The 12,442-nt window shown below is 55.0% G+C and carries 12 protein-coding genes; 8 read left to right on the top strand and 4 right to left on the bottom strand.

The window, feature by feature from the left end:
- Positions 1-205: 205 nt before the first annotated feature.
- The 4 genes from NYP16_RS07670 to NYP16_RS07685 form a co-directional block, all read right to left on the bottom strand.
- Entirely contained in the window at positions 206-1,786 is a 1,581-nt protein-coding gene (locus NYP16_RS07670) for a sodium:solute symporter family transporter (protein ID WP_274943528.1), read from the bottom strand.
- Entirely contained in the window at positions 1,783-2,091 is a 309-nt protein-coding gene (locus NYP16_RS07675; protein ID WP_274943529.1) for a DUF485 domain-containing protein, read from the bottom strand. Before NYP16_RS07675 ends, NYP16_RS07670 begins: the two co-directional genes overlap by 4 nt.
- 73 nt (positions 2,092-2,164) lie before the next feature.
- The gene (locus NYP16_RS07680) at positions 2,165-2,731 is read right to left on the bottom strand and encodes a peroxiredoxin (RefSeq protein ID WP_274943530.1); all 567 of its coding nucleotides are present in this window, start codon (positions 2,729-2,731) and stop codon (positions 2,165-2,167) included.
- Between the two features lie 468 nt (positions 2,732-3,199).
- Positions 3,200-3,670, bottom strand: a complete 471-nt coding sequence (locus NYP16_RS07685; RefSeq protein WP_274943531.1) for a limonene-1,2-epoxide hydrolase family protein — start codon at positions 3,668-3,670, stop codon at positions 3,200-3,202.
- Between the two features lie 112 nt (positions 3,671-3,782).
- On the opposite strand from NYP16_RS07685, the gene NYP16_RS07690 reads away from it, so the two are divergent.
- The 8 genes from NYP16_RS07690 to NYP16_RS07725 all read left to right on the top strand — a co-directional run bounded on the left by NYP16_RS07690 (position 3,783) and on the right by NYP16_RS07725 (position 12,435).
- A complete protein-coding gene (locus NYP16_RS07690) occupies positions 3,783-4,649 on the top strand; it encodes an SDR family NAD(P)-dependent oxidoreductase (protein WP_274943532.1) in 867 nt (288 codons plus the stop codon).
- A gap of 12 nt (positions 4,650-4,661) precedes the next feature.
- The gene (locus NYP16_RS07695; RefSeq protein ID WP_274943533.1) at positions 4,662-5,627 is read left to right on the top strand and encodes a winged helix-turn-helix transcriptional regulator; all 966 of its coding nucleotides are present in this window, start codon (positions 4,662-4,664) and stop codon (positions 5,625-5,627) included.
- 196 nt (positions 5,628-5,823) lie between these two features.
- Positions 5,824-7,623, top strand: coding sequence for an AMP-binding protein (locus NYP16_RS07700; protein ID WP_274943534.1), 1,800 nt, complete (start codon positions 5,824-5,826; stop codon positions 7,621-7,623).
- Positions 7,624-7,646: 23 nt separating this feature from the next.
- Entirely contained in the window at positions 7,647-8,183 is a 537-nt protein-coding gene (locus NYP16_RS07705) for a nuclear transport factor 2 family protein (RefSeq protein WP_274943535.1), read from the top strand.
- Between the two features lie 22 nt (positions 8,184-8,205).
- A complete protein-coding gene (locus NYP16_RS07710) occupies positions 8,206-8,994 on the top strand; it encodes a DUF1295 domain-containing protein (RefSeq protein WP_274943536.1) in 789 nt (262 codons plus the stop codon).
- Positions 8,995-8,996: 2 nt separating this feature from the next.
- Positions 8,997-10,754, top strand: a complete 1,758-nt coding sequence (locus NYP16_RS07715; RefSeq protein WP_274943537.1) for an acyl-CoA dehydrogenase — start codon at positions 8,997-8,999, stop codon at positions 10,752-10,754.
- Between the two features lie 20 nt (positions 10,755-10,774).
- The gene (locus tag NYP16_RS07720; RefSeq protein WP_274943538.1) at positions 10,775-11,959 is read left to right on the top strand and encodes an acetyl-CoA C-acyltransferase; all 1,185 of its coding nucleotides are present in this window, start codon (positions 10,775-10,777) and stop codon (positions 11,957-11,959) included.
- Between the two features lie 14 nt (positions 11,960-11,973).
- Complete coding sequence (locus tag NYP16_RS07725) at positions 11,974-12,435, top strand: MaoC family dehydratase (RefSeq protein WP_429913149.1); 462 nt, start codon at positions 11,974-11,976, stop codon at positions 12,433-12,435.
- Positions 12,436-12,442 lie beyond the last annotated feature (7 nt).

A 12,442-nucleotide genomic window follows, 5' to 3' on the forward strand; every position in this document is an offset into this window, starting at 1 on the left:
TTGCGGCGGCTTTTGTACATAAAAAGGGCCCTGGATGCATAATCCGGGGCCCTAAAAAATCTCAAAAAATAGAGAATTACTGTTCCATTGATTTTGCGTTTATAAGCTCTTATTTAGGCTACAGACTCATAAAATCTGAACCATATGCACATTGAAGGCAAAGCTGTTCTTGCGGTTCTTCGCAAAGGCGCGGATGGCCGCTCGGTTAGTGTTTGGCTGCTCCCTCCGATCCGATGCCGGTTTCGGCACGGATGGTCTGACGACGATAGGCGGCGTCATGGGCGGCATCCTGCCCTGCCCTGTCGGTGATTGAAAATAGCCAACAGAGGACAAAGGTCAGTGGCATTGCCACCAGAGTCGGGAAATCGAGCGGAAATAACGGGTCCGAGTAATGGAGAACATCAACCCAGACTTTCGGCCCCATGACAGCAAGGGCTATGGCGACGACAAGCCCGATCATGCCTCCCCAGAATGCGCCGCGGGTGGTCAGGGGCTTCCAGTAAATGGCCAGCAACAGCACCGGGAATGTGGAGCTACCGGCGATAGCCAGGGACTCGATCACGATGACGGCGATGTTCTGGTCCTTGAACAGGAGCCCAAACCAGATGGCCAGCGCACCGACGACGAATGGCACGATGCGGGAAACCCGCAAGATCTGTTTTTCCGTGACATTGCTGCGATTGAACACATGGCCGTATAGATCATAGGCCACCGTCGCCGCCGCCGACAGGGTCAGGCCCGAGACCACGGCGACAATGGTGGCAAAGGCTACGGCTGAGACAAAGCCCATGAGCGCGCCATCGCCGACCACATGGGCGACATGTACGGCGGACATGTTATTACCGCCGATGAGATTGCCGTCAGCGGTAAAATATGTGGGATCGCCATGGGGGATAAGTGCTGTCGCACCAAAACCGATGACAAACACCAGAAGGAAGAAATAGCCAATAAAGCCCGTGGCCCAGAAAACGGATTTCCGTGCCTCTTTCGCGTTGGGCACGGTGAAAAATCGCATCAGGATATGCGGCAAGCCGAGCGGTCCGAAACAGAGAGCAAGCCCAAGCGACAGCGTTTGCCAGGGTGAGGTCATGAGCGTGCCCGGTTTCATGATCGCCTCGCCGAGCGGGCTCTTCTCGGTCGCCGCACCGAAAAGCTTGCCGAAATCGAAATCGAATTGCGCCATGATCAAAAGGGCCATGAGCGTGCCGCCAATCAACAATAAAACCGCCTTGATGATTTGCACCCAGGTGGTGGCGATCATGCCGCCGAAGCTGACATAAAGCACCATCAACACGCCAATGAGGATAATGGCATATTCGTAAGGCAGCCCGAACAACACCTGAATAAGCTTGCCTGCCCCGACCATCTGGCCGATCAGATAAAACATGATGGCGACAAGCGATGCACAGGCGGCATAGGAGCGCATGGGGCGCTCTCCCAGCCGGAACGAACAAATATCGGCAAAACTGTATTTGCCAAGATTGCGCAACGGCTCGGCAATCAGGAAAAGCAGGATCGGCCAGCCGAGCAGCGCACCGATCACATACAGCAATCCATCATAGCCGTAAGCGTAAATCAGTGCCGAAATGCCCAGGAATGTCGAGGCCGAGATAAAGTCTCCGGTGATGGCAAGCCCGTTCTGGAAGCCGGTGATGCCGCGGCTCGCAGCATAAAAATCGCTGGCCGTGCGGGTGCGCCGCGCGGCCCACCATGTGATGACAAGGGTCCCACTCAGTACGGCAAGGAACATGCCGACCGATGTCCAATTCACTGCGGTTTCGGTCATTTATAGAGATCCCGTTTGATGGCTTCGATCAACGGGTCAAAACGCCGGTTGGCCCACCATGTATAGATGCCGGTGATGATAAAGGCGAAGACCAGCAACCCCGCGCCAATAGGTATGCCGATGCTGGTGACTTTATCCGGGGATATGCGTTGACCGAGCCAGTCGGGGGCCAGGCCCATGGCCAGCAAATAGGCCACATAAACGCAGGTCACGATGGCGGCCAGAATCCAGTCCAGCCGCCGCCGCGCTCGCCGCAATTCCGCATAGCGCGGATCGGCTTCGATTTTTTCGTCAAGATCTGTCATCGTCCCCCCCAGGCGATAGTCTTATCTTCTTTCTGACAGTCTATGAAGGCATTGGCTGGTCGTCAATCCGGGCTTAGGGTTGTTTTTTGACGGGCTTTGCTGCGGGATGGGCGGCGGCCCAGTCGCGCACGGCCTTCAGGCTGTTTTCTACATGGGGGAGCGGATCCATGCCGCTATGGGTGAAGATCACCCTGCCCTCCGGCGAAATCACATAGGATACGCGGTCGGCATAGGCTGGCTTGCGCAGCAGGACGGCGTCATAAGCCTTGATGACTTTTTGCTCAGGGTCAGCAGCGACGGCGAATTTGTTTCGGCATTCCGAGATCGAGAATTTATTCAACTTGGCGATCTCATCAGCCGAGACGCCGATCACGGTTGCACCCAGGGCCTTGAAGTTATCACTCGCCTCGGCGAACTCATGGGCTTCTGCAGTGCAGCCGGGGGTAAAGGCCGCAGGAAAGAAATAGAGCACCACCGGCCCACGGGCCAGAGCCTCTTTCAATACAAAGGTGAATTCCTTGCCGCCGAGCGTGGCCTCCGTTGAAAAGTCAGGGGCTTTGTCCCCTATTTTCAAGGCAGCCATGGCGGGGGCGCTGGCGAAGATCAAAGCAGCGCTCAGGATAATGGGAAGAGCTTTCATAGAGGGTGTTCCCTTTTCGGTTACGGCAGTGAGGAAATCCTAGCCGGCCTTGAGCACGCTGTCGATTGGAGGATTATGGATCCGGGGATGGAGCCGTCACCGGCCCAGCCCCGGATCTTATCAATATGTTTTTACTGACTATTTTACTGGCTTTGCACCCGGGGTGCCGCATTTTACGAAGGTGCCCTTGTCATTCCGGCAATGGGCCGGGGCCTTTGGGGCAACCGTTGCGCATTTTATGAACTTGCCTTTGCTGTCGCGGCAATGTTCCGCATAAGCAGGCGACGCAACAAAACTTAAAGAAGTGGCCAACACAACAACTGTTACAAGGAGTTCTTGAAACATTCTCATATTGCACCTCAGCATTTGGGTTGAAGGGATACCACAAATACTGTTGGCAGTATGAGCCTGAGGTCGCCGTGCTGTAAACAGGCTCTCTTCAGTGAGCCCGGCGCATATAAGGGAGTGTTATTCCTTTTTCCCGGTCAGGGACGATTCAAGTTGATGGCGATCGTAATATTCGCGCCATTCCTTGATCTTGCCGCCTTCGACTTTGAGGACACCGACGACCGGAACCCGGCCATGGTTACCGTTAAAGACAAAATCATCGACCCGTTCGACAAACACAAGGCCGTTGATGATGCCCATATTCTTGACCTGTAGCTGAAGTTTTTCAGTTCCTTTGGCCAATATATGGAGACGCTCGGCGATGGCCTTGCGGCCGTTGATGGGATCCTGCATCACTGAATGAAGAACGCCGTCCTCAGCGAACATATTGATCGCCCGCTCCCAATCGAGCTTGTTCCAGGCGTCGAACATTTGCTTAACAGCGTCGATCTTCTGCGCGTCGGTGTCGGCCATGGCAGCTCCCCCTGAAAATGAAAACAGACTGGCACAGAAAAATATGGTCGCGAGAAGCTTGCTTAGTGTCTTGCTCATTCGGCTCTCCCATTATAGAGTTCTATTATGCAAGTTATTAGGCATTGACTCGACCGGGCTGTCAATATGAGATCAAACATCCCGCCCGGCAGTTGCATTCGATGGGGGTATCATGTTCAAAGGCAAAGTCGGCATCATCACCGGGGCGGGCAAAGGGCTTGGCCGCGCTTATGCACTTTACATCGGGCGGCGCGGCGGCCGGGTTGTTGTCAACAACCGGGCGCGGAATGGAGAGGACAGCGCCCAGACGGTGGTTGACAAGATCATTGCCGCAGGCGGACAGGCCATCGTCAATCATGATCCCGTCGAGGCGGAGGGCGCAGGCGAACGCATGGTGGCGGCGGCGCTGGATCATTACGGACAGCTTGATTTTGTCATCAATAATGCCGGCGTCAGCGAAGCGACCATGTTCCACAAGCAATCGCTTGCGGCTTTCAAGAACATCATGGACATCAATCTGATGGGCAGCATCGCTCTGTCCCATGCCGCCTATAAGGTGATGAGGGAGGCGGGAGCTGGACGGATCATTCTGTCCATGTCGTCCGCAGGGCTTTTCGGCAACCACGGCGGTGCGGCCTATTCGGCGAGCAAGGCCGGGCTTTACGGGTTCATGCGGGCTTTGCATGTGGAGGCCGCCTCGCGTGGGGTCTATACCAATGCCATCAGTCCCTATGGCGCGACACCTATGACGGCCGCCTATTTGCCTCCAGACCTCTGTGACAGGATGAGCCCCGATCTGGTGGCCCCTCTGGTAGCTTGGCTTGCGAGCGATCATTGCATGGTCTCGGGCGAGGTATTTGTGAGTGGTTGCGGACGTCTGCGACATGCCCGCATGGAGACATCCCTGGTGCGGGACTTTCCGTCTGATGATCCCTCCCCTACGGAAATGACAGAGCTCATACGGGCGGTCATGGCCAGCGATTGCACAGCACGTTTTGAAAATGCTCAGGAGGACTTCGCAAATTTCATCCGCTCATGAGGGAGCTTCGCAATGGCGTCTCTGGCTGATCCTGGCCGTAAAAAGATCACCAAGCACTCTGCCACCTGGGCTCTGGCCGAAATTGGCGACCGCTGGAGCTTCATCATCATCAGCGTGGCCTTTATCGGGACGCGGCGGTTCGAGGATTTTCTGAAACGCACAGGCTCGGCCCGAAGTACGCTTACGACCCGGCTACGCAGACTGGAAGCCTGTGGCATCCTGAAACGGCGTCCCTATCAGCAGGCGCCACTCCGAGAAGAATATTTTCTAACCCAGAAAGGGCTGGAGCTCTATCCGCAGGTCATGATGAGCTGGGTATGGGAGCGTAAATGGGGCGTGCCCTATGAGGCCATAGCCAGCGAGCTTGTTCACAAGACATGCGGTCATGCCTTTACACCACGCCTTGAATGCGGCCATTGCCATCAGGATGTGACAGCCAGTACTTGCCGCATATTGCCGGGGCCCGGAGCGGGCACGGAGGATGCCCCGCAGACCCGGATAATGCGTCGGCTCAATAATAATTCCACCGCCATGCCGAAAGATGGCATTCCGTCGCAAATTGCCGATATCGTCGGCGACCGCTGGACCGCGTTGACGATCTCGACGCAATTTTATGGTCTGCATAAATTCGCGGAAATCCAGAACGCCATTGGCATTGCCGCCAATATCCTCACCGACCGGCTGAAGATCCTTGAAGCTAATGATGTTCTGGAACGCAAGCCCTATCAAAGCCATCCGCCGCGCTATGACTATCGGCTGACGGAGAAGGGCAAGGATATTTTCCCGATCAGCGTAACCGTCACCCATTGGGCCGATCGCTGGATTGCTGTGCCGGGGATGCCTCCACATATTTTACATCACAAGACATGTGGGCACGAACTCAAGCCACAACTGATCTGTAATGTCTGCAAGACCACACTGCACCCAAAGGACGTTGAGTTCAAAACCATCAATGCATTGAGTCTATTAAAGAAATAATAAGGTTGCATTAGAATACCAATGACATTGACAGCCATGAATTCACGCAGTATCGTTTAATCAATTGCATAACGAAACTGACAAACCGGGATGCTTTCACAAAGCCCGGATGTAACAAAGATATAGGGACCTCTATCTTGGGACGATGATGCCTGCGCTGCAGGATCATCCTGGCGACTACTGGGAGCCTTTCGTCATGACTGAACAGGCTATAACGCTGCCGCCTTATCGCAAGGTCAGCTTTCCGTCCGCCGCAATGAATGCGGAGTGGCGGGAGGACGGTACGATTATCGTGTCCCCGGTGACGTCTTTGGAGGCTTTTGTTCCAAGCATTTCCTCTGGTCTACAAAGGCGTGCCGCGCACGAGCCGGAGCGGATGTTTCTTGCTCAGCGCAAAGGTCTGGATCGGCAGTGGCAGTTTAAAACCAATGCCGACATCAAACGTGAAACAGATGCTGTGGCGCAATGGCTGTTGAATCTCAGCATTGAGGGGCAGCGTCCTATGCTGATCCTGTCCGCCAACAGTATCGAACATGCGGTAATGCGCTTTGGGGCAATGAGTGCGGGGGTTCCGATCTGCCCCGTGAGCGTCAATTATGCGCGGATCAAGGGCAGTTATGAACGGCTTCGCCATGTGGTCGAGCTTATTCGTCCCGCGGTTGTCTTTGCCGATGACACTGCATTTTATAAAGACGCACTTGAAAGCATCGACTTTGCAGATGCGCTGATCGTTACACAGCATCCTGAAAGTTTGTCGGTGCCTGCTGTCAGTTATGAAGCTGTGCTGTCAACGCCTGTGCAGGCTGGTTTGGATGACCATATCAAGGCGCTCGATCCCGATGCGCCGGCGGCTTATATGCTGACGTCGGGATCTACCGGTAAACCCAAAGCCGTGATCCAGACCCAGCGCATGATGGCGACCAATATCCAGCAGGCTTTGCAGGTCATGCGGGAGGCTAATGGTTGGGCGGATCTGGTGCTTGACTGGATGCCCTGGAGCCATGTGGCAGGGACCTCGAACCTGCTTGGGACTTTGATGGGGGGCGGCAGTTTCTATATCGATGACGGCAAGCCCCTGCCCGGTCTTTTTGAGGAATCGATCCGCAATCTCAAGGAAATTCCAGTCCGCTATTTCAGCAATGTACCCGCGGGCTACGCCATGCTGGCCGATGCGCTTGAACGGGATGACGATTTGCGGCGGATTTTTTTCAGCCAGTTGCGTCTGTTCCTCTATGGCGGCGCGGGTCTGTCGCAACCGCTCTATGATCGCCTGCAACGCATGGCTATCGAGAGCACGGGCGAACGCATTTTCTTCACCACCGGTTATGGCGCGACCGAAACCACGTCCGGCAGCATGTCGATTTATTATCACAGCGAAGAAGTTGGCATCGGTCTGCCGCTTCCCGGCACCACCGTCAAACTTGTGCCTTACGGGGACCGTTATGAAGTGCGCATGAAGGGCGATGTCGTGACGCCCGGCTATCTCAATATGCCGGAAAAGAATGCCGAGATTTTTGACGACGAGGGCTTCTATAAACTGGGTGATGCCGCACGCTTCATCGATCCCGATAATCTTCAGCGTGGCTTTGCCTTTGCCGGGCGGCTTGCTGAGGAATTCAAACTCGATACCGGGACCTGGGTCTCCGGCGGCGTTGTGCGGGCGGAAGCTCTGAAGGCGCTCGACCCGCTTGCCCGTGAAGCTTTGGTATGCGGCGAACGGCGGGCCTATATCGCTTTGTTGATTTGGCCGAGCGAAGCGACCATCGGCGATATCCCGGCATTCGTGCGGGAGCGGCTCCGGAGCTATAACGCAACTCATGGCCAGAAAAGTATGAGGATTGAACGGGTGATGTTCCTGAGCGAACCGCCCAGTGTCGATGCCCATGAAGTTTCTGAAAAAGGATCCATCAATCAGCTGTTGGCGCTGCAACGACGCGCGGCCGATGTGGAGCGACTCTATGCCGATCATCCCGATGATAGCGTGATTGTCATTTGAAAATAAAATAAGGAGGAAGGTCCATGTCCCTATCGTCATCGCGTGATCCAGAAATACAGGCGCTGCTTGATAAGCAAGCCATTCAGGAAGTTCTCGTACGTTACCTGCGTGGTGCTGACCGGGCCGATGCCGATCTGATACGGCGTTGCTATCACCCGGATGCGACGGAAGACCATGGCGGTACTTATAGCGGCACGGCATCCGATTATGTGGATATGATCACCCCGAATATCGGTAAGGCAAAGGTTCTCAGTCACGCCATCAGCAATATTCTGATCGAACTTGAAAGCGATAGTCTCGCCTTTTCGGAATGCTATATCACGACCTTTGGGCGCTGCAAAAAAGATGGTGAGTATTTCGACACCTTGACCCTCGCTCGTGCGTTCGATCGGTTTGAAAGACGCAATAGTGAATGGCGGATCGCCGCCCGCCGCATGGCCTGGGAATGGAACCATGAAATGCCGGTGACGGAAAATTGGGGCCGTGGCCTGATCGCCCCGGATCCAAGCGTTCTCGTGCGCGGTGCAAAAAAACCGCTTGATATCATTTACCAGCGCTGATCGCTGTCCGGGAGTATGCGTGATGACGGAAACCTTGGAAATTCTGGTCTTGAATTTCGCGATCATTGTCGGTTGCATGGTTTTGTTGTGGCTGATCAGTATTCCGTTAAAGGACGTAAGTTTTATTGACAGCTTCTGGGCGCTTGGTTGTGTGCTGCTTGCGGTCTCGACTTATTTTCTGTCATCCGGCACGCCGGATCGCAAACTTCTGATTTTGGCTCTGACGGCGGCTTGGGGTTTGCGCCTTGGCGGATATATTTTCTGGCGCTGGCAGCATGAAGGTGCTGATGGGCGCTATGTGGCGCTGCTGAAAAAAGCTCAGGGTAATGTGAATCTATTCAGTCTGCGTAAGGTTTTTTTACTACAGGCTCCGCTGTTATGGATCACATCCCTGCCCGCCCAGATGGGTCAGATCCCGGCTGAGCCTGTGTCGCTTGGTGTTCTGGCTGCGATCGGTACGGCACTTGCGCTTGTCGGCATTTTCTTTGAAACCGTGGGTGACTGGCAACTTGCTCGTTTCAAGAATGATCCGGACAACCACGGAAAAGTTATGGATCGCGGACTTTGGCGATATACTCGGCATCCGAATTATTTTGGCGATGCCTGCGTTTGGTGGGGTATTTTTCTCGTCGCGGCAGAAACAAAATTTGGGTTTCTGTCTATTTTCGGTCCGCTTTTTCTCACCTTCACGCTGGTGAAATGGAGTGGCGCCGCCCTGCTTGAGCGACGCATGAAACGCTCTCGTCCGGGGTATGAGGATTATGTGCGCCGCACCAGCGGATTCCTTCCCTGGCCGCCGAAAAAGGCTTGACCATGACGATTTACAAAGCCCCTCACGAAGAACAGTTTTTCATTCTTGAGCATCTGCTTGGCCTTGATCATTTCAAATCCATGCCGCGATACGCCGATCTGTCTGATGATCTGATTGAATCCGTCCTGACGGAAACAGCCAAGCTTTTTGAGAATATCTGGCATCCGCTCAACCAGAAAGCCGATATGTCAGGCGGCTGCAAATTGACCGCTGATGGCGTAAAAGTCCCTGAAGACTTTCATGCTGCGCATAAGGCCTATGTGGATGGTGGCTGGATCGCGCTTGCCATGGATCCGGCTTATGGCGGGCAAGGATTGCCGGAAACACTGGCCTTTTCCATGCTTGAGCAGGCCGTGTCCGCCAACACAAGCCTCTGTGGATTTTACGGTTGCAAGTCCGCCGCCACCACCATTCTCACCCATGGTAATGCCGAACAAAAAGCCACCTATGTGGAAAATCTCGCGACCGGCCAATGGGGCGGCACCATGTGTCTGACCGAGCCCCATTGCGGCAGCGATCTCGGCCTATTGCGCACGCGGGCCGAGCCGCAGGGGAATGGCACTTATAAAATCACCGGGCAGAAAATTTTCATCACCGGCGGTGATCATGATCTGACGGACAATATCATCCATCTGGTGTTGGCCCGCCTGCCCGACGCGCCGCCTGGGGTCAAAGGTATCAGTCTGTTCATCGTGCCGAAAATCATGGCGGATGGATCACGCAACAGCCTCTCATGTACAGCTGTTGAAAAGAAAATGGGTCTGACCGCCAGCGCCACCTGCGCCATGGAATTCGAAGCGGCCATAGGCTTTCTTTTGGGAGCGGAGCATCGTGGCCTGAACGCCATGTTCACCATGATCAACGAGTCCCGCCTGAGCGTCTCCATGCAGGCTTATGCGCTGGCCGAGATTGCAACCCAGAACGCCGTCGCCTATGCCCATGATCGGTTGCAGGGCCGTTATATCGGCGGTGCACGCGACGAAGGTGCGGTGGCCGATCCGATCATTGTGCATCCCGATGTACAGCGCCTGCTGATCCTTAATCGCGCCTATATCGAAGCGGCGCGGGCGGCCATTTACTGGTCAGTTATGCAGATGGATATTTCGCGTCATCATCCGGACGACGAAACGCGACGCGCTGCGGAGGACATTTTGTCCTTCATGACTCCGGTGCTCAAGGGCTATCTGACTGAAGAAGGGTTTGAGGCCACGAGTCGGGCGCTCCAATGTTTCGGTGGTCATGGCTATATCCGCGACACCGGTGTCGAACAGTTTTTGCGCGATACACGCATCACCATGATTTATGAAGGTACCACAGGCATTCAGGCGCTTGATCTTCTGGGCCGCAAGATGAAATTCTATCCGGCGTTTCTGAAATATCTGAAAGATTTTACAGACGGCAGCGATTTTCCAGATGATCTCAGAGCCTATAGAGACGCACTCAAATCCGCGATCGAGGTGATGGAGCAAGCGCGGGCCATCGTGATGGCGCTCGCGTCCGACAATCCTCATGCCTATGCCGGCGTTTCTGTTTATTTCCTGCGCATCGTGGCGCTTTTGACCATGGGCTATTTCTGGGGTTTGATGGTGCAAGCCGCCATGCAATCCAAAGATTCGCGCTTTGGCGAAGATTTCCGGGCCCGGAAAAAGCTGACGGCCGATGCCTATTTTGCGCTGGTGATGCCGGAGATTCACGCGCTTCATCATAAGATCAAGGCGGGAGCCAATTCATTCCCTGATCTTCGTTCCGTTTTCGCTTAATTTCTGTACGGGAGACCCTCATGGTCGAGATTGCCATTGTTTCAACAGCGCGCACTCCCATAGGCCGGGCTTACAAGGGGGCATTCAATGACACCTCAGGCGCGGCTTTGGCTGGTCATTGCGTGCGGCATGTGGTGGCGCGGGCCGGTGTCGCATCGGATGAAGTTGAAGATGTCATCCTCGGTTGTGGTATTCCCGAAGGCACCACAGGCATGAACATTGCCCGACAATCGGTGTTCACTGGTGGCCTTCCGGTCAGCACGGCGGGCGCCACCGTCAACCGTGCCTGCGCGTCGGGTTTGCAAGCCATTTCCATCGCTGCTCAGCGCATTGCCATGGATGGCGTGCGGGTGGCCATCGGCGGCGGTGTCGAGTCTGTGTCGCTAGTGCAGAACGAGCATATGAACATGTATCGGGTGGCCGCGCGCGAAGTGCTGAAGATTGCCCCCGCCGCCTATATGCCCATGTTGAACACCGCCGAAGTGGTGGCCAAGCGCTATGGCATCACCCGTGAGCAACAGGACGAATATGCTTTCCAAAGCCAGATGCGCACAGCGGCAGCGCAGGCGCGTGGTGCATTCGACGCTGAAATCGTACCGCTCACCACTCAGAAGCTCATCAAAGATCCGAATTCGGGAGAGATGGTGAGGCAGGAAGTCACCCTGTTGCAAGACGAAGGTAACCGTGCCGACACCACCCTCGCCGGTCTCTCCAGTCTAAAGCCTGTGGTCGATGAGGCGGGGTCTGTGACAGCGGGGAATTCATCGCAATTGTCGGACGGAGCCTCGGCCTGTCTTCTGATGGATGCAAAACTTGCCGAACAGCGCAACATACAGCCGCTCGGTCTTTATCGTGGTTTGTCAGTGGTGGGCTGCGAGCCCGATGAAATGGGGATCGGACCCGTGTTCGCCATTCCGCCTCTTTTGAAGCGCCATGGTCTCACCATGGATGATATCGGTCTGTGGGAACTGAACGAGGCCTTCGCGGTCCAAGTCATTTATTGCCGCGACCGTTTGGGGATTCCGAATGATCGTCTCAATGTGAATGGCGGTTCGATTTCAATCGGTCATCCTTACGGCGTCACTGGATCGCGTCTCACTGGGCATGCGCTCATTGAAGGCAAGCGCCGGGGCGTGCGTTATGCTGTGGTTACCATGTGCGTTGGCATGGGCATGGGGGCCGCGGCGCTGTTTGAGATCGTCTAGGGAGAGACGGAATGCTGAAGACAATTCCTAAAGATCAGCTCACCGATTATGTCGGTAAGGAACTTGGGATATCGGATTGGTTTCTGGTCGATCAGGATAGGGTCAACCGTTTCGCCGATGTGACGCTGGACCATCAATTCATTCATGTGGACCCGGAGCGGGCCGCCAAGGAGACCATGCTTGGCGGCACTATTGCCCATGGTTTTCTGACGCTCTCGCTGCTGCCGCATCTGATTGAAAATCTGATCATCGTGCCTGAAGGCATGACCTGGGGCATGAATTACGGGTTTGAAAAAATCCGATTTCTCGCACCCCTGCGTGTCGGGTCGGAAATCCGTGCCCGCCTGACCTTACGCAATCTGACCGAACGTAATCGCGGACAGTATCAGTTCACCTTCGATGTCTCGGTCGAGGTCAAGGGATCGGACAAACCGATCCTTGTAGCCGAATGGCTCAGCCTGATTTTTGCCGAGTGAGGACAGA

It is taken from the genome of Govania unica (assembly GCF_027920805.1).
Lineage (GTDB): Bacteria > Pseudomonadota > Alphaproteobacteria > Sphingomonadales > Govanellaceae > Govanella > Govanella unica.